A 21,931-nucleotide genomic window follows, 5' to 3' on the forward strand; every position below is an offset into this window, starting at 1 on the left:
AATTCTCAGGGTGCTGTGAACGTAGGTTCTTATGTGATTACCCCTGGAGGCTTGACCTCTGGCAATTATGACCTCACTTTTGTACCTGGAACTTTGACAATAACAAAGGCCTCATTGACGGTGACAGCTATTGATGACACGAAAGTGTATAATGGATTGGCATACAGTAACGGAAACGGCGTAAACTATTCCGGATTTGTAAACGGAGAGAATTCTTCTGTATTGGGAGGTAGTTTAACCTACACAGGTAATTCTCAGGGTGCTGTGAACGTAGGTTCTTATGTGATTACCCCTGGAGGCTTGACCTCTGGCAATTATGACCTCACTTTTGTACCTGGAACTTTGACAATAACAAAGGCCTCATTGACGGTGACAGCTGATTCAAAATCTAAAATTTATGGGTCAGGAGAACCTGTGTTAACTTACGTGGTTACTGGTTTGCAAGGTGGTGATCAGCTTACGGGTTCTCTCTCTAGAAATCCAGGTGAGAATGTTGGCACTTATGCCATTACCCAAGGATCACTATCTGCCAGCTCCAACTACACCATCATCTACGTAGGAGCTAATTTGACGATCACTTCTCGTGCTTTGACGATTACAGCAGATCCTAAAACCAAAACTTACGGAGATGCTGATCCTCAATTGACTTATTCAGTTTCGGGTCTTCAAGGTGGAGATCAACTTACTGGATCTCTTTCCAGAAATTCCGGAGAGAATGTAGGAACATACGCGATCACTCAAGGCTCTCTGACTGCTGGTTCCAACTATACAGTAACGTACATTGGAGCTAATTTAGTAATAAATCCTAAGCCCTTAGTGATTACTGCTAATCCAAATCAAGGGAAACGATTTGGAGATTCTGATCCTACTTTAACTTTTACCACTCAAGGCTTGGTGTCAGGGGATGTACTTTCCGGAGCCCTGTCTAGAGTTGCTGGAGAGAATACAGGTTCTTATCCTATTTTGATTGGTTCGCTCGCTGCAGGATCTAACTATACGGTGCAATTCGTTTCCGCTGAATTTATTATTGCCTCTAAGTTATTGACCATAACGGTGTCGTCTAACCAATCTAAAGTTTACGGGGATAACGACCCTGTATTGACCTACACCGCTAGTGGATTTGAGGATGGAGATAACTCATCCATAATTACAGGTAGTCTTTCAAGAGTACCTGGTGAAAATGTAAATCAATACGCAATCCTTTTGGGAAGCATATCAGCTGGAAATAATTATACCATTAATTTCGTTCCGGGTGTCTTTACAATTACACCTGCTCCACTCCAAATCGTAGCAGATGCAAAAAGTAAAATATTTGGCAATGCTGATCCTGCATTGACCTTCACAGCCACAGGCTTTAAGCGATCTGATACGGTCTCTTTGATGACTGGAGGTTTAGTACGAGCTGCTGGTGAGAATGTAGGCCTTTATACCATTTCTCAAGGTAATTTAAGTGCAGGGTCCAATTATACCATTAACTACACTTCAACTCAATTTGAGATTGTTAAAAGGGTATTAACCATAACAGCTAATCCTAATCAGTCAAAAACCTTTGGTACAGATGACCCAGTGTTTCTTTACAATGTTTCCGGGTTAGCACCTGGGGATACAGAGGCGGTGATTTCAGGTTCCTTATCAAGAGTACCTGGTGAAAATGTTGGAAGTTATGCCTTGTTAATTGGAAGCATTACTGCCGGAGGTAATTATACGATTCAGTTTGTACCTGCCAACTTCTTGATAGCTTCTAAAGTTTTGACGATTAGGGTATTGCCTGATCAGTTTAAAATCTATGGTGATCAAGATCCTGTGATACTTTATCAAGTTACCGGATTGCAAGACGGTGACGACCTCTCCATAATTTCAGGTAAGATCGGACGAGAGGTTGGCGAAAATGTAGGAGCCTATGAAACTAACATTGGTTCATTGACTGTAAGCAATAATTATACTATCAACTTTATCGATGCTGATTTCACAATTAAACCAAAGCTTGTAAGGATTGGTGGTAGTTTCACAGCTAAAAACAAACCATTTGATGGAAATACGAAGGCAACCCTTCTTGATGATCGGTTGACGTTAATTGGAGTGCTTGAGGGTGATGATGTAAGGCTTGAAGGACTACAAATTGCATTTGTTTCTCCTCAACCAGGCACTCAAAAGGTTATTATTATTAATATCTCGGTTGCTGGTTCTGATGTCAATAATTATGTGTTTGATCTTGATGATAAGCCGGAAACCACTGCGACCATATTTATCAATGATGCGGATGGTGATGGGGTAGTTGACGAAGTGGATCTTTGCCCAAATACTCCTAGAGGTGAGGCTGTCGATGAAAATGGTTGTTCTGATTCGCAAAAAGATTCGGATGGTGACGGTGTGACTGATAATTTGGATTTATGTCCTGATACTCCAATGGGTGAGACTGTTGATAAAGATGGTTGTTCTGCTTCTCAATTGGATACAGATGGAGATGGGGTTCCAAATAGCGTAGAGTTGCTTGAGGGTACTGACCCAATAAACAAGAATGAATATAAAGATCAAGATGGTGATGGTGTGCCGGATTACATCGAGGGATTGGAAGGTTCCTTGAGATTGGATCCGTGTTCTTACCAAGATACTGATGGAGATTTAGTGCCTGATTATGTCGAAATTTATCTTGATCAAACAAATCCAAACAATCCTGCAGATTTTAAATCATCTAATTCGGCCCGTATACCTGATTATGTAGCTAATCGTACTCCTTCACAGGTAATCGGTAATAACACTTTAACTGTAGAGTGGGGCACAGAGCTTTCTTTCGTCACTCTGCCTAAGACTATAGCGGTTCTTTATGGAAATGGAGAGATCATAAATCTTCCAGTCACTTGGAACACCGTTTCTTATGATAAGCTTAAATCTGGAACGTATCAGTTTGAAGGAGCAGTAACATATGAGGGTTGCTTTGGTAATCCTTTCAATTTGAAAGTAACCTTTGAATTGATTGTAAAGGTGAAAAACGCTCCTAAGGACTTGTTGCTAAGTAATAATACCTTTACGGCTCCGTATCCTGTAAAAGATGCCTTTGTTGGAAGCTTTACTGTGGTCGATCCTCAAGACAACGTGCATACGATCCAATTGGTCCCTGGTCAGAAGGATAATGCCTATTTCACGATCGTAAACGGCCAGTTGATTTGGACATCCAAAGATGCTTTACCTGGACGCAATGAGTTTGAAATTGTTGTCCGAGTGACTGATCGTGTCGGAAATATTTTCGAAAAAACGTTCAAAATCATCCGTCTTAGAAAACCGCTCTCTGAAATAGCCATCTATAATTCCTTCTCTCCAAATGGTGATCAAATCAATGATGATTGGGGCGTGACAGAGCTTAGATATTGGACTGGCGTGACTATCCGAGTATTTGAGCGAAGTGGCAAACAGCTATTTATTACTTCGAACCCTGAGGTACGATGGGATGGGACTTTCAATGGCAAGGTAATGACAACTGGAGCATATTATTTCACCGTTGAAGTTATTGAGTCAGGGGAAAAGAGAAGTGGAGTAGTTAATCTATTTACTGATTGATTCCTTATCTAATGTTTAATTGATTGATTCATTCTTTGAATAAGTCGTAATAGAATAGAGTTATCAAAAAACCTTATTGAAATCTTTTCAATAAGGTTTTTTTTTGAAAATTTTTATAAAAGTTTGATTAAATGACAAACTTTGAAATTCAATGTAATTATTAACAATTCCGGTTGGGATCAGCGAACAGGCAGGGGTCCGACTGGGTGCTGGAGTAAATTTCAACCAGATCAGACTGGATGGCAACAATTTAACTACCGAACAGGCGAATGATCCTACAGTGGGTCAATACATCGGAGGCTTTGCCAATCTGAGCATTGTAGACTTCAATTTGGGTTTGTCTTTGACCCATCCCAACTACTATTTCTCTTACGGAATGCACAATGTCAACCAAGGTAGCTTCAGTAAGGGAGATATGTTTATCAGCAAAAAGCCGATGGTAAGTATCGCCCAAGCGGGATATCGAAATGCGATTTCGGATCAGCTTTCTGTCATCTTCAACACGATGTGGCGAAGTCAGGACAACTTGCCCGATAATTTGGAATTCAACATGAAATTCATGTTTTATGAAAAGTTCTGGGTAGGTGCAGGTCATCGAGTGGACTATGCTAACAGTGCGCAACTTGGAATGTTGATGGGGAAAATGCGCTTCGGCTACGTGTACGAATGGCCGACTCTAAAAAGCTATCTTTTACCCAATCCAACACACGAATTTATGCTGGGTATCAGACTGTTTGAGGGTTCAGAAAACATCTGGTAGGAGATTCTTAAGATTTCATTAAGGTTTATGGATCACCTGTCAAATCCTCTTAGTATAAGGTAAATTAGGTGAGTAAAGTCTATTTGTCTGATTTAAACAGAAGGGAGTAGCCATGGCAGAGGTAAAATACAGGATAGCGATAGACCAACAGTTGGGTTTTATTGTAATTAGCTTTCGGGAGAAAGTCTATGCAAATGACATGTTCGACATGCTGGAGAACCTCTATGCACGAGCGGATTTTGATCCAAAGTTTCCTGCGATCTACGATTTTACGGGCAGTGCAGCTATTGCTTATCGAGTGGATGTGGTGTCCTTTGTGGAACGCATCCGTAAACTCAGATCTGGGATTTCTGAAAAGAAAAAAATCGGCATCATAGTCAACAGCATCAATCAAAAATTTCTGGTCAACATGTTTATCAAGCTCATCAATGCAGTGAGTTTGCAAGTCGAAATGTTTGACAAAATCAATTCTTGCCTCTCTTGGATGACTGAAGACCCTAAGATAAAGGAACGTCTTTCAGATCTATTGATCCATAACAAACAGGAGTTATTCAAATCGTAGATTTTGTAAAAGCTACTTTTCAATACCCATATTTCCCCTTCCACTTTCCAGACAAATACTTTCTCAGCTCATTTTCCCGGGCATTTTCTCCGGGTTCATAAAGTTTGGTTCCTTTGATTTCATCGGGTAAAAACTCTTGTTCGACAAAGTTGCCTGGAAAGTCATGGGAATATTTGTAGGCTTTGCCATAGTTGAGGTCTTTCATCAGCTTGGTGGGGGCATTCCGGAGGTGAAGTGGTACGGATAGGTTCCCCGTTTCTTTGACCAAAGCCTGGGCCTGATTGATGGCCAAATAGGACGCATTGCTTTTCGGCGAACTCGCCAAATAAGTCACGCATTGGGAAAGGATAATCCGAGACTCCGGATAGCCGATGATTTTCACCGCTTCAAAACAGTTGGTTGCCAAAAGCAAGGCATTCGGGTTAGCATTGCCGATGTCTTCCGAAGCCAAAATCACCAGCCTTCGGGCGATAAACTTCACATCTTCTCCACCTTCGATCATTCGCGCCAGCCAGTACACGGCAGCATTTGGGTCCGAGCCTCGGATGGATTTGATAAAAGCCGAGATGATGTCGTAGTGCTGCTCGCCGGATTTGTCATAAAGTGCGACTTTCTGCTGTGCAATCTGCATCACTTTTTCGTCGGTGATCACACAGGGATTTTCATTGATTCCGTCGATGACGATTTCCAGCAGATTGAGGAGTTTGCGACCGTCTCCACCTGAAATTCGAAGCAACGCATCGGTTTCCTGTAGTTCGACCTGGATCTTTTTCAGATCCAAATCTTTCTCTAAAGCCTGCTTCATCATGGCCTCCATTTCTGCTTTTCCCAAAGGATTCAGTGTAAATACCTGACAGCGTGAAAGCAAAGCTGAGTTGACTTCGAAAGAGGGATTTTCTGTGGTAGCACCGATTAGTCGGATGATTCCTTTTTCCACCGCTCCCAAAAGCGCATCCTGTTGGGATTTGTTGAAGCGGTGAATTTCATCAATGAATAAGACAGTGCCCCGCTGAAATTTGGCTTTATCAATGACTTCACGGATGTCTTTCACGCCCGAACTGATCGCACTCAGGGTGTAAAAAGGTACCTTGATCTCATTGGCGATGATATTGGCAATGGTTGTTTTGCCTACACCAGGAGGCCCCCAAAGGATGAGCGAAGGCACATTTCCCGATTTGATGGCTTTGTATAAAAAGGAAGAAGGCGCAGACAAATGCTCCTGACCGATCAGGTCTTCCAGTCGGGTGGGGCGCATGCGTTCGGCTAGGGGAGTGGGGTTCATTTTTTTAGTATCAAGACAATAGACATAAGATACAAGACAAAAAAGAATTTAAGAGGCTGGGACAAATCTAACGTCTCGTGTCTTAAATCATGGATCTTAAATTTTCCCAATCCTTTTCCCAAACTCCTCCAAGTGTTCGTCTCCAAAATCCAAATGAGTCACAAAGCGAACCAAGTCCTTTCCAAATTTGACCGACTTGATATGTTGATCTGAAAGCTTTTTCATGAATTCCTCCGGAGTAGTTCCTTCCAGCCTCGCGATGACGATGTTGGTGGCTACTGGGAAAATCTCTGAAACCACAGGCAGCCTGCTCAGCATTTCACCCAAAGTTCGGGCTCTTGCATGATCTTCTTTCAGTCGCTCCACCTGATGATCCAAGGCATAAATGCCGGCAGCAGCTAGAAAACCAGCCTGTCGCATGCCTCCTCCGAATACTTTTCGGACTTTTCTGGCGCGCTTGATGTCAGCTTTTGATCCAAGAAGAACTGACCCAATCGGACAACCCAAACCTTTGCTCAGGCAGATCGAGATCGTATCGAAATGCGCTCCCCAATCGGCAGGGCTTTCGCCCGTTTCTACCAAAGCATTGAATAATCTGGCCCCGTCCAGATGAAGTTTGATGCCTTTCTCTTTGCAAAGCGCATGGATGGGCTTGATTTCTTCCAAAGTATAAATACTTCCCCCGCCTTTGTTCATGGTGTTTTCCAAGGAAACCAAGGTTGTTTCCGGGGCATGCACATCGTCCGGATTGATGGATTCGGCGATTTGAGTAGCGGTGATTTTCCCCAAATCTCCTGTCAATAGCTTTACAGAGGCCAGTGAATTGGCCATGATGCCTCCACCTTCATAAAGGTAGATGTGCGAATACTGATGACAGATGACTTCCCGCTGCGGTCCGGTATGTAGGCGGATCGCAATCTGATTGGTCATGGTGCCAGAGGGACAGAAAAGCCCTGCTTCCATTCCAAAAAGGGTGGCAATTTTTTCCTCCAAGGCATTGACAGTCGGATCTTCTCCAAACACGTCATCACCTACAGGTGCGGTAAACATGGCTTCTTTCATCCCCGGAGTTGGCCGGGTCAGGGTATCACTTCTTAAATCAATCAGCATGGTGGTTACTTGTCGTCTTTTTTAAAGAAAATGTCCAGGCTACTTTTCCGTTTTTCGAAAATCTCTTCCATATCGGAGAGTTCCAAATTGAGTGCTTTGGTTGAAATCTGGATTTCGACCAAAGAAATTCCGAGGGAAATCAGCAAGGAAAGCATGCTGATCACAAATACCCAATTGGCAGCGGAAGTATAGCCTTGGAATAGCAAATACATACAAATCACGCAGAGTAAAAAGCTGAATACTCCAAAAAGCTGCATGTTTTTGATGAGTGTCAGTCGGCGTCGGAGGTTGTGAATCTGCTCCACGATGATCTCCTGATCGGGATCTTTGAGGTAGTTTTTATGCAGTCCTCGAATGAGAGTGGCAATAGCCAAAAATCGGTTGGTAAAAGCCAGCATGAGTAAAGTGATAGCCGAAAAAAGCAGGGCAGGGGTAGAGAGTTGGAGTTCCATAGGTATGGTAAGTGCTTTTAGAATAAGTAAGTTTAACAAAAGGCATTAAAAAAGCCTGCTCTTTAGAAAAGCAGGCTTGGCATTTTTGATCAAAATGGGATTAGGCAACTTCTCCCAGTACAACCAATTTGTCAAGTGTAGGAGCTTTTGATCCTCCTTTAGGTTCGATTGTGATGGCGAAAGCTCCCGCTTCAGCTACAGCGTTCATTTGCTGTAGGGTGAATTTTTCTCCCGGATTCACGAGGCCAATGCCGACAGGTCCATCTTTGCCGATTGCCCAGAGCTGGTAGTCAAATTCAGCTGAAAGAGAATTCAGATTATTCACCGCTACGAAGACTTCCTTAGCTTTTTGGTCCCAAAAGACATCCACTTTGGCGTCTTTTTGCATCGGCAGGGTCTCTCCTTTCATTTCAACTCTTCGGAAATCACCTGCCACCAATCGATCCAATCGGGAATCGGTTTTCTCGTATTCGAGTTTGACTTGGTTCAGGTTATCCGCCATCACCTGCTGATCTTGTAGGAGTGCGGTGAATTTCTGATCGGTTTCGTAGAATTTGCCTGCGAAGTAGATCGCCGCCGCACTCGCCAGAATGGCCACCAAAGACGCAGCTACAGCGAAGGGTTTCCAAGGGGTGAGTTTGACCACGTTGGTTTCCACGGGGGCAGGGTTTGGTACAGGAGCTGCTTTAGGGGTTTCCTCCTTTTTGAACTCTTCCTCGAGGGAAGTGAAGATTTTCTCCTTAACCTGAGCTGAGGGAGTTTTTCCGGTCAACTCATCAAAGGCAAACATAGACTGCTCCAGCGCATCGAGTTCCTCTTGGATTTCCGGATAGGCTTTGGCCATGGCGATCACTTCCTCTCGCTCACGCTCGGTCAGCTCTCCGAGTAGGTAGAGCTCCAGTTTGCCTGATTCGATATATTCTTGGATGTTCACGCTAGATTCGTTCTAAATTCTTTTTTAATACTTGTAAGGCTGCCCTGACTCGGGACTTGACCGTGCCCAGAGGAATGTGAAACTCCTCCGAAAGCTCCGAATGGGTGTATCCTTGGAAATAAATATACTCAATAATGAATCGCTGATCCTCGTTCAGCTGAATCATCAACTCTCGCACACCTATCGCCTCTACCTGTTCCATGGTTCCCGATTGACTCTCGAGACCAAATACGAAGTCATCGATGGTGTTGGTCTTAGTGGTTTGAGAAATTTCTTTGGAGCGGAGCTTATCTATGGCAGAATTTCGGCAAATATTGGCCATCCAGGTGTAGAGGCGGCCTTTCGATTCTTCGTAGGAGTCGATTTTCCGGGTGATTTTGATAAATGCATCGTGAAAAACTTCCTCTGCAATGTCTTGGTCAGTAATGATTCGACTGATCACTGCGAAAAGTGCACGGGAGTACTTTTCATACAAATACTCGGTGGTTTTGCGGTCTCGAGCCCGTAGGCCTGCTATGATATCTTCTTCCTGCAAAAGTCGGTCGGTTGTGGAGTTACTTTTTTAAAAGTAAAACACCGGGCCAAATGTTTGGACCCGGTGTTTGATTTATTTCCAAAAAGAAAATTTTTACAAGTGAATCACCTCGTCGTAAGCAGCGGCTGCGGCTTCCATGATCGCTTCGGACATGGTTGGGTGAGGGTGTACGGTCTTAATTAGTTCGTGACCGGTCGTTTCCAGTTTGCGGATAGCCACGATCTCAGCGATCATTTCGGTCACGTTGGCACCGATCATGTGAGCACCGAGGAGCTCTCCATATTTCTTGTCAAATACCAATTTCACAAATCCGTCTTTTGCTCCGGCCGCGGAAGCTTTTCCGGAAGCAGAGAATGGGAATTTACCGATTCGCACTTCGTATCCAGCAGCTTTTGCCTTGGCTTCGGTCATGCCCACAGAGGCAATTTCCGGAGAGCAATAGGTACAGCCCGGGATATTGCCGTAATCCAAGGCTTCAGGATGATGGCCTGCGATTTTCTCCACACAGATGATGCCTTCTGCAGAAGCCACGTGCGCCAACGCCGGTCCAGGAACCACATCGCCGATGGCATAGTAGCCTGGCATGTTGGTTTGGTAGTATTCGTTGACTTGGATTTTGCCTTTGTCCACTAGGATTCCGACATCTTCCAAACCAATATTTTCTAGGTTAGAAACCACACCTGCGGCAGAAAGAACCACATCGCATTCAAGGATTTCCTCGCCCTTGGCAGTTTTTACAGTCACTTTGCAACCCTCGCCTGAGGTATCTACACCGGTCACTTCCGAGGAAGTCATGATCTTCATGCCGGACTTCTTATAGATTTTTTCCAAGGCCTTGGATACTTCTTCGTCTTCTACAGGGACGATTCTGTCCATGAATTCGACGATGGTCACTTCCGTGCCAATAGAATTATAGAAGTAGGCAAACTCCACTCCGATTGCTCCGGAACCTACTACCACCATTTTCTTTGGTTGAGTTTCCAAAGTCATCGCCTTGCGGTAGCCGATGATTTTCTTGTCGTCAATTTTCATCGTAGGAAGTTGACGTGCGCGGGCGCCTGTGGCTATGATGATGTTATCCGCAGCGATGACTGACTTTTTACCTTCGGCGTCGGTGACTTCGACTTTTTTACCCGGCTGGATTTTACCCCATCCCGCAATGATCTCGATTTTGTTTTTCTTCATCAAAAACTGCACACCCTTGCTCATTCCATCCGCTACGCCACGGCTTCTTTTCACCATTCCGGCAAAGTCCGCCTCGGCACCCTGAACAGAGATTCCGTAATCCTTGGCATGGCTGATGTATTCAAAAACCTGAGCGCTTTTTAGCAGGGCTTTGGTCGGGATACAGCCCCAATTGAGGCAGATACCGCCTAGTTCCGCGGCTTCCACGATCGCAGTTTTCAATCCGAGTTGAGAAGCGCGAATTGCCGCCACGTATCCTCCCGGTCCGCTTCCCAGCACGATCAAGTCAAATTTTGTCGAAGACATATTTAAAATGGGTTTGATTACAAATGAAACTGTGCAAAAATAGGTCTTTTGGGTTCAGAAAAAAATCCGATTTGGATGAGTAAATGGAATCCAAAACGCCTTGCTGATGAATTATTTGTAGCGATTAGATGAAAATTTTGTAAATCTGATAAAAGCCAAATGGGTTTCTGAGATTCGGGATTTTACAGGTTTATCCTCCTGTTTTTCAGTGAAAAAGCTCCTGAAGGTCTTTCAAAAGGCCAAAGTCCGGGCTTTTTTTCTAATTTTGGCCAAACTTAATTTTGATCTTCATGGGATTACTTTCAGGAAAAACGGCCTTGGTTACCGGCGCCTCTAAAGGGATCGGACGGGCAATCGCCATCAGATTTGCACAGGAAGGAGCAAATGTCGCGTTCACCTACCTCTCGAGCGTTGAAAAAGGCCAAGCACTTGAGGCTGAACTTGCTGCTTTTGGTGTGAAAGCAAAGGGCTACCGCTCAGATGCCTCCGACTTCAAAGCTGCTGACGAATTGGTCAATGGAGTTGTGGCTGACTTTGGGGCTTTGGACATCTTGGTCAACAATGCTGGAATCACACGTGACAACCTGCTGATGCGGATGACCGAGGAATCTTGGGATGAAATCATGAACGTCAACCTCAAATCCTGCTTCAACACTGTAAAAGCCGCAACCCGTACCATGATGAAGGCCAAATCTGGCTCCATCATCAACATGACCTCTGTGGTCGGTGCCAAAGGAAACGCCGGTCAGGCAAACTATGCGGCTTCCAAAGCAGGAATCATCGGATTCACCAAATCAGTAGCCCTGGAATTGGGCTCCAGAAATATCCGCTGCAACGCGGTCGCTCCTGGATTTATCGAAACAGAGATGACTGAAGTGTTGGATGAAAAGACCGTACAAGGCTGGAGAGATGCCATCCCGATGAAGCGTGGAGGCAAGCCGGAAGAAATCGCCGATGTGTGCGTATTCCTAGGCTCAGACATGAGCACCTACATCTCTGGACAGGTGCTTCATGTGAATGGAGCGATGTATACTTAACCTTTGAGGTCTTCAAGACCTCGAAGGTTTTATTCTAGATTACATCATTTAAGTCTTCAAGACTTCGAAGGTTTCAAGGAAAACTAGATCTTCGAGGTTTTTGAAAACTTTAAAGATTTTTTACAAAGTTTTCTATTCTAAAGACATCTCTTCGGGTAAGTCAGCACCCTGTTCTAATTCATGAACTTTTTTAAATTGTTCAAGTCCACCAAACCAATCCAGGATGAAATCTCTATCCAGTTTTGTGGTTTTTAGAGATATCAGGCCATTGTAGGATGAAAATTTCCAATTTTTAAAGTCCTCAACAATCCCGTGTTTTTGAGGATTCCTATGGATGTAAATGATTACTTGGGATAAATAACTTTCCTGATCTACTCGCTTTCTTTTGAATTTCCGTTGAAATAATCCCCCATGTCGATCATAAAGCTTGTTGTATGCTTTGGCGTAACCATTCAAAAAGTTGGAAAAAGCACTTAAAGCAGCTTCTGGTTCGGTATTTTCTTTTACTCGAATCAAAAAGTGAAAATGATTAGGTAGTAAACAGTAGGCCAAGGTTGAAAAATAGGAAGAGCAATGATCTTGATATTTTTGAAGGAAATAGGTGTAGTTTTCTTTAGTTCTAAAAAGTAATTCCGCTCCGTTTGTTCTAGTGTAAATATGGAAAAATTCTCCTGGGGAAAAGGGATCAGTCATAAAAATGAATATTTATAAATTGTTGAAAGGCAATTTTTTAACAACCAAAATAACAATGTAGACAGAGATTTTCAATCTAGACCTTCGAGGTTTTTGAAAACCTCAAAGGTCAAACGAGCGGCTGGGGAGACTTAGCCGTTTTTTTTCCGCAGATCTTCGCGGAAATGGTCACAGATGCGCACAGATGAAAAACCTCGATAGAATTTCTGTGAAAATCTGTGTTTTTAATCTGTGCGTTTCTGTGGGAAAAAAAAGCTACTTATCGGATGTTGAAAATCATTTTAATGCCTTTTTCAAGGGTTTCCATCTTACTTTCTGGAAAATATCCCAAATCTCTCAAAATAAGGTTCTGAGGTAGAGAAACCATTTTGTGAAGTTTTAGAACCGATGGAACGATTAATCCGATTTGTTGCCATTCTTCCTCTTCTGGTTTTATTTCAAATTCGGATTCTTCGAGCTGATCGCTGATTTTACTCGAAATAAATGCCACGATAACGTGTTCAAATTTTCCTATGGGTTCAGATAGGCAAAGTGCTGGACGTACTTTTCGAGTTGAAAAATCTTCAAATGGAAAAGGAACTAAGACAATCTTTCCTCTAATTTTTGAAAGGCTTTCCGTCTTTGCTGGTGTAGACATTTTCTTCAGGGTCGTTTAAAAAATCAAGGGCCGGATTATTGGAGAGAAATTTTAGGTAATTCTTTTCCTCCATTTCCTCTTCTTCCGAAAGGATTAAAACTCTCACTGGGATTCCTCCTTTAAGTCCGGTTGACTCCAAAGAAATGCTTCCATCAGATTTGGTAATCGTCTTAATTTCAATTGCTTTCATGGTAATAAAAGTACAAAAAAAAGCCCCGGAAATCTCCGAGGCTCTTGAAAATTGAATTTGATCATTGCTCATTGAGCATTTTTTAGTCTTTCCCCAAAAACGGATATCGGTAATCCTTCGGAGACACAAAGGTTTCCTTGATCGTCCGTGGAGATACCCAGCGAAGCAAGTTGATCATCGAGCCGGCCTTGTCATTAGTGCCGGATGCTCTCGCTCCGCCAAATGGCTGCTGACCGACCACGGCTCCGGTTGGCTTGTCGTTGATGTAGAAGTTGCCCGCTGCGTTTCTCAGTTTTTGGGTAGCCAATTCGATCGCATAGCGGTCTTGAGAAAATACAGCACCTGTAAGTGCGTACGGAGAAGTCTGATCGACCAATTCAAGAACGGTTTCGAAGTGCTCTTCATGGTATACATAGATCGTCAACACAGGGCCGAAGATCTCTTCGCACATCGTGATGTACAACGGGTCTTGCGTTAGAATCACCGTTGGTTCGATGAAATAGCCTTTGGACTTATCATAGTTGCCTCCAGCGATGATTTCGACACCTGGAGTTGCCTTGGCATTGTCAATGTACTTGGCGATTTTGTCAAAAGACTTCTCATCAATCACCGCATTGACGAAATTAGTGAAGTCCTCCGTGCCGCCCATTTTGATGTCAGCGAGATCTGCAAGCATGTATTTTTTCACATCCTCCCAAAGGTTGGACGGGATGTAAGCACGGGATGCTGCAGAGCATTTTTGACCTTGGTATTCAAATGCCCCACGAACTAATCCTACAGCTACTGCTTTTGCGTCAGCGGATTTGTGTGCTAGAACGAAGTCTTTTCCTCCTGTCTCACCGACGATTCTTGGATAGGACTTGTAGCGTTTGATGTTTTCTCCAATTGTTTTCCAGACGTGTTGGAAAACCCCTGTAGATCCTGTGAAGTGGATTCCTGCAAAATCCGGATGCTTAAAAATGATATCGCCCGCAGTCGGTCCATCCACGTAGATTAGATTGATCACTCCGTCGGGCACACCGGCTTCTTTGAAAACTTCCATCAGCACTTGAGCGGAATAAATCTGAGTGTAAGCAGGCTTCCATACGATGGTATTGCCCATCATAGCGGCGGAAGTTGGTAGGTTACCGGCAATGGCAGTGAAGTTGAACGGAGTCAGGGCAAACACGAAACCTTCCAAAGGTCGTTGCTCTACTCGATTCCAAACTCCTGCGCCCGAAACAGGAGGCTGCTGGGCGTAGATTTCCGTCATGTACTTCACATTGAATCGAAGGAAGTCGATAAACTCACAGGCGGAGTCGATTTCGGCTTGCATCGCATTCTTGGACTGGCCGAGCATGGTGGCTGCATTTATTTTTGCTCGGTAAGGACCAGCAATCAGATCAGCTGCCTTCAGGAAAATGGCTGCGCGCTGTTCCCATTCCAGATTTTCCCAAGCTTCCTTGGCACCCAAGGCAGCATTGATCGCCTGCTCCACATGAGAGGCATCACCTTCGTGGAAATGACCTAAAATGTGTTGGTGATCATGTGGCGGAGACATCGGACGGGTTTTTCCAGTTCTGACCTCCTCACTGCCGATGTACATAGGCACATCGATTTGTTTTGATCTTAATTCAGACAACATGGCCTGAAGTTCTTTTCGCTCGGGGCTGCCCGGAGCATATGCTTTTACCGGCTCATTGACAGGAGCAGGAACGTTGAAAAATCCCTTTAACATGATATTTGGAGTTTATGTGATTTCGAAGAGGCCAAAGATAGGTTTTCCTGATGTTTTGAGTAGTGATTTTGCTTACAAAAGCTGCTCAAGTTCTTTGAGATGACGAATCTCATATGTGGGTTTCAAATCGATAGTTTTTCCTTCAGGGTTGAAAAAAACCTGATCTATTTCAGCTCGCTGAGCACCTAAGATATCTGAGGAGGGATTGTCTCCGATCATCAGGCAGGCATCGGGCGTAGTCTGAAGTTGGTCCATGGTGTAATGGAAGATTCTCGGATCAGGCTTTTTAAAGTCGGTAGTTTCGGAAGTGACCACAAGCTCAAAATAGCCATCTAAGTCGGCCGATTTCATTTTTTTTGCCTGAGATTCATTGAATCCATTCGTGATGACATGGATTCGATATTTTGTTTTGAGGTAAGTCAGAATTTCTTTGGAGTAGGGGAATACGTGGGGTTTGGAAGAAGTTCGATGCATAAAATCGTCCTCAAAGGCCGCTGGAATAGCTTCAAAATTTCCACCAGCATGTGCAAATATCCGCGGGAATCGCTCTTTTCGAAGGTTGTGCTTGTCTATTTTCCCTACATTATACCAGTCCCAAAGCTGAAAATTGACCGCATGAAAGGACTCAAAGAATTTTTCAAAGGTGGGGATTCCCAGGTCTTGAAGACTGTAAATCTGATAGAGTTCAGCAAGGGACTCGGTGACATTTCGATCATAGTCCCAGAGGGTATGGTCGAGATCGAAGAAGAGGTGTTGGTACGTTTTCAAAATGAGTTCAGCGTCGATATTGGTTGTATTGGATCTTGTTGATGGCCAGTTCTCGGTTGGATTTTAGAATTTCATAAGTTTCCTGATCCTTGAGGAGACTGGGATCCTTTTGGATAAACTTGAAAATCTGCTGAATGATTTCAAGATATTCTTCGAGGATATAATAAAACATCCATTGATCTACACGTCGACTTCCGAGTAATCCTGCGTTTTTGAGGTAAATGAGATGGCGACTCGTTTTGGTTTGGGTAAAATCAAGAATGTGCTCCAAGTCCGAAATGCTCAATTCTTTGTTGAGCATCAATAAGTGGATAATTCTTACTCGAGGTTCTTCGGAAAGCGCCTTAAAAATTCGCAAACCATAGGTTAAACTGATATTTTTGAGTCTCATTTGTAAGTTTTAACTTGGAATAGAGGGCGAAAATAAATTTTAAGCCGAAATTGGTTTAAAATCGTTACAGAATCCAAGTGCCATCTTTGAATTCAATGTTTGTGAAAATTACCCAAATACTTCCTTTTGTACTGGTTTTAGGATTTTTTTTCCTATCCCAAACCTCATTTGCTCAAGATGAGCGGGAAAGAAAAGTTATCCAGCTTTCCGGTATTATACTGAATGCGGATAGTACCGATGCTGTCCCCGGGGTAAATATCTATGTGCCCAAGAAGGGAAGAGGTACGGCCTCAGGTCGCTTTGGTTACTTTTCCATGCCTGTCTTAGAAGGGGATAGTGTAGTCTTTACATTCATAGGATTGAAAAAACAAACTTTCAAAGTTCCGGAAAAAGTGGAAAGTGATCGAATATCCCTTATCCTTACAATGGAAGTGGATGAAATCGCACTGGCGGAGATCGAAGTCATGCCCTATCCGACAGAGGAAGAATTTAAAAAGGCGGTAATCGCCATGAGTGTGGTAGACCCCATGTCGATCAGTAGGTCAAACATGAGTCCTGAAATGCTGTTAAGATGGGCTGAATCGATACCTGCCTCTGGTGGGGAGAATTTTAGGTACTTCCAACAAGGGCAGATGATGCAAAATCAAGATTTGTATGGGCCTAGGCCTCTTCGGATCCTGGATCCCTTTGCTTGGTCACAGTTTATCAGATCCATCAAGCGAGGAGATTTGAAGAGTAAATAAAAGATACTGGTCGTGCTTTTGGCGAGAAAGCTAAATAAATCATCAACAAAGATTTGGTCAGATTTATATAAAAGAATATCTTTGTGCCTCGTTTCAAAAAAGCCAAGAAAACTAGCTGAACATATGAAAAAAGATATTCATCCTAAATACAGAGACGTAGTGTTCTACGATACCTCTAGCGAGTTTAAGTTTTTGACCAAATCAACCATCGAGACTAGCGAAACTATCGAGTGGACTGACGGCAAGACTTATCCAGTTTACAAAATCGAAGTAAGCTCTGAGTCTCATCCATTCTACACAGGCAAGAAGATGCTTCTTGACACTGCTGGCCGAGTGGAGAAATTCAACAAAAGATACGCGAAGAAGTAATTCTTGGCAGCTTAAGCCGAAAAAGTCTCCCGGAGCAAGGATTCCGGGAGACTTTTTTATTTTTGCCCTATGACCCATATCCTATTATTTGATGATCCTGCGATTAGAGGATCCTTGCTTCCGTTTACTTTTACAAGGCCTGTGGCTGATATCCGGGTGGGTATTCTTAAGATCTCTGAAAAATGGAATAAGCTTACCGGAGCCAAGATTTCATTTTTGACTCAGGACTACCTGCAGAAAAAATTCCCAAGAAACACGGAAAATGCACTCGCCATTAATGGTTCTTGGCTCCCCGATGCGGAGGCTTTGCAAGCTTTAGACTCCCTTAAAGAGGACCAAGCACTGTACTTTGGAAAGATTTTTCTCGCAGGCTACATCGGGGAAACGGAAAAGAACCTCAGCTTTGCTGCCGAAAGAATTCCCGTTCAACTGCCCTACGAGCCCGTTTTGCTTCAAAAATCCTGGCAAATCTTCCAGTTTAACGGTTCCGAAATCAGAAAGGACTATTCCTTATTGACTAAGGGAAGAATTTCCCAGCCAGTAAACGATCCACACACCATTGTCTATGGTGCGGATCAGATTTTTATTGAAGAGGGTGCAAAAATCAAAGCTGCCGTCCTTAATGCTGAAAGTGGCCCTATTTACATCGGGAAGCATACTGAAATCCAAGAAGGCTCACTCATACGCGGGCCATTTGCACTGTGCGAAGGCTCTACAGTAAATATGGGAGCCAAACTCCGCGGCGATACCACGGTAGGACCATTTTCCAAAGTAGGGGGAGAAATTTCCAATTCGGTGATCTTTGGCTACTCCAACAAAGGACACGAAGGATTCTTGGGTAATTCTGTCATCGGTGAATGGTGCAACCTAGGCGCGGATACCAATACTTCCAACCTTAAGAATAACTATGCCCCTGTCAAACTTTGGGATTATACCCGAGGTGGCTTTGCCAATACTGGCCTCCAGTTTTGTGGCCTGATGATGGGTGATCATAGCAAGTGCGGAATCAACACGATGTTTAATACCGGTACCGTGGTGGGAGTAGGAGCGAATATTTTCGGTGATGGCTTTCCGCGTAACTTTATTCCTTCTTTTTCTTGGGGAGGTGCGGCTGGCTTTTCCACCTTCACCATGGTTAAGTTTGAAGAAACGGCCAAGGCGGTTTTTGGAAGAAGGGGACTGGAATGGACTCCTGCCGAAAAAGAAATCTTGGATAAGGTTTTTGATTTGACCAAAAGCTATAGAATTTGGGATAAAACTTCCTGATCGATCCGGATATGCAATTTGCAGAAATACCTGGGCTCTCTGAGACCAAAGAAAAGCTACTCAATGCTGTCAAATTCAATCATTTGGCACATGCGCTGCTTTTTCACGGACCTGAAGGTTCCGCCAATCTGACATTGGCATTAGCCTTGGCCACCTACCTCTATTGCGAAAATCCAAACGAATCTGATTCCTGCGGTACCTGCGGCTCATGTCAGCGAATGAAAAAACTCATCATGCCTGATTTGAATTTCGCTTTTCCGGTTGTGGCATCTTCCAAAGATGACGAAGGAGGGGAAGATGGAGAAAAAGAAGAAAAGGTTGATGTGCTTGCCAATTGGAGAAAATTCGCCTTAGGACACCCCTACGGAAATGTCCATGACTTTATCTATTTCAATGGTTTTGAGAAAAAGCAATTGAATATTTCCAAAGCAGCTGCCCGTAAGATCATTCAGGCCCTTTCTCTCATGTCATTTGAAGGAGGGTATAAAATCATGCTCATTTGGGCACCTGAATTTTTGCATCCCTCAGCGGCCAACTCCCTTTTGAAAATTATTGAAGAGCCACCGGCCAAGACCATCTTCATGTTGGTGACTTCCCAAGCAGATCAGCTGTTGACAACTATTTTGTCACGAACGCAGAAAATAATGGTCAGGGCATTTTCGGACGAAGAAATAAAAAATCACTTGGTTCAATCTGGTCTTTGCGAAAGCAAAGCTGCTGAGCAGATCGCCATGCTTGCCGATGGCAATTTGAGGGAAGCTTATCGACTTTTGGAAAATGTCGAAGACCAGACTGTTCGTCAGGTAAGGGATTGGTTCAGACTCTGCGTGACCAAAAATCTCAAAGACATTTTCAACCTTTCGGATGAGTTTCATAAGTATGACAAAGAGGCTCAAAAATCCATGATCCTGGCGGGTCTTAATGTCACTCGTGAGATTATGCTTAAGAATCTGGACTTGGACACTTTGCTCCGCACTACTGAGGAGGATCGGGATTTTATCAATAAAATCAGCAAAAGTGTGTTGACAGAGGATCATGCACTGAAGATGTACGAAGCATTCAATCAGGCCCACTACCACCTCGAGCGAAATGGAAATGCCAAAATGATCTTCACTGACCTTTCTATGGAATTGCTTCTGATGATGTCAAAAAACTAAGTCGTGGAGCAGAAAATAATCGGCAGAAAAGAAAAAATCACCTTACCCGAATTGGGTCTCAATTTAGTGTGGGCCAAAATCGATACGGGTGCTTACACCAGCAGCTTGCATGCTGAAGAGATTAGGGAGGAAGAATTGGACGGTAGAAAAGTCCTGAAATTTCAAATACTGATGCCAAAGCATCAAAAATTTACTGGCAAAACCCTCGTTTTTGAAAAGTACCGAGAAAAGAAAGTCAAAAATTCCTTTGGTCAGGTAGAAGTCCGCTACCTGATCGAGACTAAGATACAACTCGCCGGAGAGACTTATCGGGCTGAGTTTACGCTCACGGACAGGTCCAGTATGAAAAATTCTATCCTGCTGGGCAGAAAAATTCTACGGGGAAAATTCCTCGTGGATGTCTCCAAAACCAACTTGGGTAAATCCTACCGCAAAAAGAAATGAAAATTGCCATCCTTTCGAGGAACCCAAAACTATTCTCTACCCGCAGGCTGGTCGAAGAAATTCAAAAGGCAGGTCATGAAGCAATGGTCGTAGATCATAGCCTTTGTGATTTGATCATTGAGCAGGAAGGGCCTTCCATCATTTACAAAGGGCAAAAGCTCGAGGGGGTAGATGCAATCATCCCGAGAATTGGGGCTTCAGTGACCTTTTATGGGACTGCGGTAGTCCGTCAGTTTGAGTTGATGGGAGCTTTTTCTGTGGTGACTTCACAGGCCATTGTGCGAAGCAGAGATAAGCTCAGAAGTTTACAAATCCTTTCCAAAAATGGACTCGGAATGCCTAAGACTGCCTTTACCAATTTTTCCAAAGGAGGAGAAAAACAGTTGATCGAACAGGTCGGCAGTGCTCCTGTGATCATCAAATTGCTGGAAGGCACTCAAGGCTTGGGCGTAGTTTTGGCCGAAACCAAAAAAGCAGCCCAGTCCGTAGTGGAAGCTTTTCATGGATTGAAAGCCCGAATCATCGTGCAGGAATTTGTCAAAGAAGCCAAAGGTGCAGATATCCGCGCTTTTGTAGTCAATGGTAAAGTGGTCGGAGCTATGAAGCGTCAAGGCGCTGAAGGTGAATTTCGATCTAACTTACACCGAGGCGGCGTAGCCACTGTAATCAAACTGAGCAGGGCAGAGAAGCAAGCCGCCCTAAACGCTGCCAAAGCCCTTGGACTGGACGTGGCTGGGGTAGATATGCTTCAATCCTTAAGAGGTCCGCTCATTTTGGAAGTCAACAGCTCTCCTGGACTCGAAGGAATAGAAAGTGCAACTGGTGTGAACATCGCCGCCGAAATCATCAAATTTGTGGAGGAAGGCGTCCGCAAAAAATCTTCAAAACGCGAAAAACATTAATGAGTAGAGTTATAAAAATCGGTACCCGAGGCAGTAAACTCGCGCTTTGGCAAGCCTACCATGTGGAGGATTTGCTGAAAAAGGCTGGGCTTGAATCCGAAATTGTCATCATCGATACCAAAGGCGATCAGGTCTTGGATGTCTCCATTTCCAAAATCGGGTCCAAGGGTGTATTTACCCAAGAATTAGAAGACCAATTACTTGATGGTCGTATCGATATTGCCGTTCATTCAGCCAAAGACATGCAGTCTAGTCTTGTTGAAGAGTTTGAAATCATCGCCTTTACAGAGCGGGAAAGGGAAAATGACATCCTTCTTTCCACCAAAAAAGGGATTTCCATTTCAGATGCCTCGCAATCCTTGGTTTTGGGGACATCTTCTACCCGAAGGATTGCTACCCTCAAGCATTTTTATCCTCACATCAAAACCGTCGACGTCAGAGGTAATCTTCAAACCCGAATCCGAAAGATGGAAGAAGGCCTCTGTGATGCTTTGCTTTTAGCTTATGCTGGTGTCCATCGGATGGGGTATGATGATATGATTGCTGAATACTTGAGTTTAGATGAATTCACACCTGCCGTTGGCCAGGGTTCAGTGGCCATTGAATCTGCAAAAAATCTTGATCCAACCCTTCGAGGTCAAATCATCCAAGCCTGCAATCATCCCGGTACCGAAGTCCGACTTCGAGCAGAGCGAGCGTACCTCAGAGTACTTGAGGGGGGCTGTAGTATTCCTGTATTTGCGATGGCCAATCTGGAAAATGACCAATTGGTACTCAATGGCGGAATTGTAAGTCTGGATGGCAAACAGCGGATTACCTTTTACCTCGATGGATCTGCAAAGAATCCAGAGAGTTTAGGTCAAGAATTAGCCACAAAGGTGTTGGCTGCTGGGGGAAAAGAAATTTTGGAACAAATCAAAAAAGCACAATCCTGAT

Annotated in this window: 23 protein-coding genes; 11 read left to right on the forward strand and 12 right to left on the reverse strand. The window is 43.8% G+C overall.

Translation table 11 applies throughout. From position 1 onward, the window contains the following. Positions 1-15: 15 nt before the first annotated feature. The 3 genes from ACFPIK_RS09235 (at position 16) to ACFPIK_RS09245 (ending at position 4,877) form a co-directional block, all read left to right on the forward strand. On the forward strand, positions 16-3,555 hold the full coding sequence (locus ACFPIK_RS09235; RefSeq protein WP_377914488.1) for an MBG domain-containing protein: 3,540 nt from the start codon (positions 16-18) through the stop codon (positions 3,553-3,555). 178 nt (positions 3,556-3,733) lie between these two features. Continuing rightward, the gene (locus ACFPIK_RS09240; protein WP_377914847.1) at positions 3,734-4,315 is read left to right on the forward strand and encodes a PorP/SprF family type IX secretion system membrane protein; all 582 of its coding nucleotides are present in this window, start codon (positions 3,734-3,736) and stop codon (positions 4,313-4,315) included. Between the two features lie 112 nt (positions 4,316-4,427). After that, positions 4,428-4,877 (forward strand): hypothetical protein, encoded by a 450-nt coding sequence (locus tag ACFPIK_RS09245; RefSeq protein ID WP_377914490.1) that lies wholly within the window; start codon positions 4,428-4,430, stop codon positions 4,875-4,877. Positions 4,878-4,896: 19 nt separating this feature from the next. On the opposite strand, the gene ACFPIK_RS09250 is transcribed toward ACFPIK_RS09245, so the two are convergent. The 6 genes from ACFPIK_RS09250 to lpdA form a co-directional block, all read right to left on the reverse strand. Continuing rightward, positions 4,897-6,159: a replication-associated recombination protein A gene (locus ACFPIK_RS09250; protein WP_377914492.1), complete on the reverse strand. Its 1,263-nt coding sequence runs from the start codon at positions 6,157-6,159 to the stop codon at positions 4,897-4,899. A 96-nt stretch (positions 6,160-6,255) separates the two neighbouring features. Beyond that, positions 6,256-7,269 (reverse strand): threonine aldolase family protein, encoded by a 1,014-nt coding sequence (locus tag ACFPIK_RS09255; protein ID WP_377914494.1) that lies wholly within the window; start codon positions 7,267-7,269, stop codon positions 6,256-6,258. Between the two features lie 5 nt (positions 7,270-7,274). Continuing rightward, positions 7,275-7,721: a DUF2721 domain-containing protein gene (locus tag ACFPIK_RS09260; protein WP_377914496.1), complete on the reverse strand. Its 447-nt coding sequence runs from the start codon at positions 7,719-7,721 to the stop codon at positions 7,275-7,277. 100 nt (positions 7,722-7,821) lie between these two features. After that, positions 7,822-8,655, reverse strand: coding sequence for an anti-sigma factor (locus tag ACFPIK_RS09265; RefSeq protein ID WP_377914498.1), 834 nt, complete (start codon positions 8,653-8,655; stop codon positions 7,822-7,824). Between the two features lies 1 nt (position 8,656). Then, positions 8,657-9,190, reverse strand: a complete 534-nt coding sequence (locus ACFPIK_RS09270; protein WP_377914500.1) for an RNA polymerase sigma factor — start codon at positions 9,188-9,190, stop codon at positions 8,657-8,659. Positions 9,191-9,283: 93 nt separating this feature from the next. Beyond that, a complete protein-coding gene (gene lpdA, locus ACFPIK_RS09275) occupies positions 9,284-10,681 on the reverse strand; it encodes a dihydrolipoyl dehydrogenase (RefSeq protein WP_377914502.1) in 1,398 nt (465 codons plus the stop codon). Between the two features lie 290 nt (positions 10,682-10,971). On the opposite strand from lpdA, the gene fabG reads away from it, so the two are divergent. Further along, entirely contained in the window at positions 10,972-11,718 is a 747-nt protein-coding gene (gene fabG, locus ACFPIK_RS09280; protein WP_377914504.1) for a 3-oxoacyl-[acyl-carrier-protein] reductase, read from the forward strand. A gap of 132 nt (positions 11,719-11,850) precedes the next feature. Here fabG and ACFPIK_RS09285 read toward each other — a convergent pair whose 3' ends face one another. The 6 genes from ACFPIK_RS09285 to ACFPIK_RS09310 all read right to left on the reverse strand — a co-directional run bounded on the left by ACFPIK_RS09285 (position 11,851) and on the right by ACFPIK_RS09310 (position 16,114). Continuing rightward, positions 11,851-12,411 (reverse strand): transposase, encoded by a 561-nt coding sequence (locus ACFPIK_RS09285; RefSeq protein ID WP_377914506.1) that lies wholly within the window; start codon positions 12,409-12,411, stop codon positions 11,851-11,853. Positions 12,412-12,670: 259 nt separating this feature from the next. After that, complete coding sequence (locus ACFPIK_RS09290; RefSeq protein ID WP_377914508.1) at positions 12,671-13,048, reverse strand: type II toxin-antitoxin system PemK/MazF family toxin; 378 nt, start codon at positions 13,046-13,048, stop codon at positions 12,671-12,673. Beyond that, on the reverse strand, positions 13,008-13,238 hold the full coding sequence (locus ACFPIK_RS09295; protein WP_377914510.1) for a hypothetical protein: 231 nt from the start codon (positions 13,236-13,238) through the stop codon (positions 13,008-13,010). Before ACFPIK_RS09295 ends, ACFPIK_RS09290 begins: the two co-directional genes overlap by 41 nt. 82 nt (positions 13,239-13,320) lie before the next feature. After that, the gene (pruA, locus tag ACFPIK_RS09300) at positions 13,321-14,955 is read right to left on the reverse strand and encodes an L-glutamate gamma-semialdehyde dehydrogenase (RefSeq protein ID WP_377914512.1); all 1,635 of its coding nucleotides are present in this window, start codon (positions 14,953-14,955) and stop codon (positions 13,321-13,323) included. A 72-nt stretch (positions 14,956-15,027) separates the two neighbouring features. Beyond that, complete coding sequence (locus tag ACFPIK_RS09305; RefSeq protein ID WP_377914514.1) at positions 15,028-15,723, reverse strand: YjjG family noncanonical pyrimidine nucleotidase; 696 nt, start codon at positions 15,721-15,723, stop codon at positions 15,028-15,030. 7 nt (positions 15,724-15,730) lie between these two features. Further along, complete coding sequence (locus ACFPIK_RS09310; protein WP_377914516.1) at positions 15,731-16,114, reverse strand: ArsR/SmtB family transcription factor; 384 nt, start codon at positions 16,112-16,114, stop codon at positions 15,731-15,733. Between the two features lie 101 nt (positions 16,115-16,215). On the opposite strand from ACFPIK_RS09310, the gene ACFPIK_RS09315 reads away from it, so the two are divergent. From ACFPIK_RS09315 to hemC, 7 genes are all read left to right on the forward strand, one after another. Next, positions 16,216-16,857, forward strand: coding sequence for a carboxypeptidase-like regulatory domain-containing protein (locus ACFPIK_RS09315; RefSeq protein ID WP_377914518.1), 642 nt, complete (start codon positions 16,216-16,218; stop codon positions 16,855-16,857). 123 nt (positions 16,858-16,980) lie between these two features. Then, the gene (locus ACFPIK_RS09320) at positions 16,981-17,226 is read left to right on the forward strand and encodes a type B 50S ribosomal protein L31 (protein WP_377914520.1); all 246 of its coding nucleotides are present in this window, start codon (positions 16,981-16,983) and stop codon (positions 17,224-17,226) included. Positions 17,227-17,295: 69 nt separating this feature from the next. After that, positions 17,296-18,492 carry a GlmU family protein gene (locus ACFPIK_RS09325; protein ID WP_377914522.1) on the forward strand — a complete coding sequence of 399 codons (1,197 nt, stop codon included), beginning with the start codon at positions 17,296-17,298 and terminating at the stop codon, positions 18,490-18,492. 11 nt (positions 18,493-18,503) lie between these two features. Continuing rightward, positions 18,504-19,649, forward strand: coding sequence for a DNA polymerase III subunit (locus ACFPIK_RS09330; protein WP_377914524.1), 1,146 nt, complete (start codon positions 18,504-18,506; stop codon positions 19,647-19,649). A gap of 3 nt (positions 19,650-19,652) precedes the next feature. Next, positions 19,653-20,093, forward strand: coding sequence for an ATP-dependent zinc protease family protein (locus ACFPIK_RS09335; RefSeq protein WP_377914526.1), 441 nt, complete (start codon positions 19,653-19,655; stop codon positions 20,091-20,093). After that, positions 20,090-20,995, forward strand: coding sequence for a 30S ribosomal protein S6--L-glutamate ligase (rimK, locus tag ACFPIK_RS09340; RefSeq protein WP_377914528.1), 906 nt, complete (start codon positions 20,090-20,092; stop codon positions 20,993-20,995). Before ACFPIK_RS09335 ends, rimK begins: the two co-directional genes overlap by 4 nt. Continuing rightward, positions 20,995-21,930, forward strand: a complete 936-nt coding sequence (gene hemC / locus ACFPIK_RS09345; RefSeq protein ID WP_377914530.1) for a hydroxymethylbilane synthase — start codon at positions 20,995-20,997, stop codon at positions 21,928-21,930. The genes rimK and hemC overlap by 1 nt, the downstream gene beginning before the upstream one ends. Position 21,931: the final 1 nt, after the last annotated feature.

Origin of the sequence: Algoriphagus aquatilis, from assembly GCF_042657405.1 — a bacterium.
In the GTDB taxonomy this organism is placed as follows: domain Bacteria; phylum Bacteroidota; class Bacteroidia; order Cytophagales; family Cyclobacteriaceae; genus Algoriphagus; species Algoriphagus aquatilis.

Coding starts and splice junctions, on each gene's coding strand:
- rimK (WP_377914528.1), top strand. CDS start 20,090: ATGAAAATTGCCATCCTTTCGAGGAACCCAAAACTATTCTCTACCCGC.
- fabG (WP_377914504.1), top strand. CDS start 10,972: ATGGGATTACTTTCAGGAAAAACGGCCTTGGTTACCGGCGCCTCTAAA.
- ACFPIK_RS09325 (WP_377914522.1), top strand. CDS start 17,296: ATGACCCATATCCTATTATTTGATGATCCTGCGATTAGAGGATCCTTG.
- ACFPIK_RS09285 (WP_377914506.1), bottom strand. CDS start 12,411: ATGACTGATCCCTTTTCCCCAGGAGAATTTTTCCATATTTACACTAGA.
- hemC (WP_377914530.1), top strand. CDS start 20,995: ATGAGTAGAGTTATAAAAATCGGTACCCGAGGCAGTAAACTCGCGCTT.
- ACFPIK_RS09295 (WP_377914510.1), bottom strand. CDS start 13,238: ATGAAAGCAATTGAAATTAAGACGATTACCAAATCTGATGGAAGCATT.
- ACFPIK_RS09320 (WP_377914520.1), top strand. CDS start 16,981: ATGAAAAAAGATATTCATCCTAAATACAGAGACGTAGTGTTCTACGAT.
- pruA (WP_377914512.1), bottom strand. CDS start 14,955: ATGTTAAAGGGATTTTTCAACGTTCCTGCTCCTGTCAATGAGCCGGTA.
- ACFPIK_RS09245 (WP_377914490.1), top strand. CDS start 4,428: ATGGCAGAGGTAAAATACAGGATAGCGATAGACCAACAGTTGGGTTTT.
- ACFPIK_RS09260 (WP_377914496.1), bottom strand. CDS start 7,721: ATGGAACTCCAACTCTCTACCCCTGCCCTGCTTTTTTCGGCTATCACT.
- ACFPIK_RS09310 (WP_377914516.1), bottom strand. CDS start 16,114: ATGAGACTCAAAAATATCAGTTTAACCTATGGTTTGCGAATTTTTAAG.
- lpdA (WP_377914502.1), bottom strand. CDS start 10,681: ATGTCTTCGACAAAATTTGACTTGATCGTGCTGGGAAGCGGACCGGGA.
- ACFPIK_RS09330 (WP_377914524.1), top strand. CDS start 18,504: ATGCAATTTGCAGAAATACCTGGGCTCTCTGAGACCAAAGAAAAGCTA.
- ACFPIK_RS09250 (WP_377914492.1), bottom strand. CDS start 6,159: ATGAACCCCACTCCCCTAGCCGAACGCATGCGCCCCACCCGACTGGAA.
- ACFPIK_RS09290 (WP_377914508.1), bottom strand. CDS start 13,048: ATGTCTACACCAGCAAAGACGGAAAGCCTTTCAAAAATTAGAGGAAAG.
- ACFPIK_RS09255 (WP_377914494.1), bottom strand. CDS start 7,269: ATGCTGATTGATTTAAGAAGTGATACCCTGACCCGGCCAACTCCGGGG.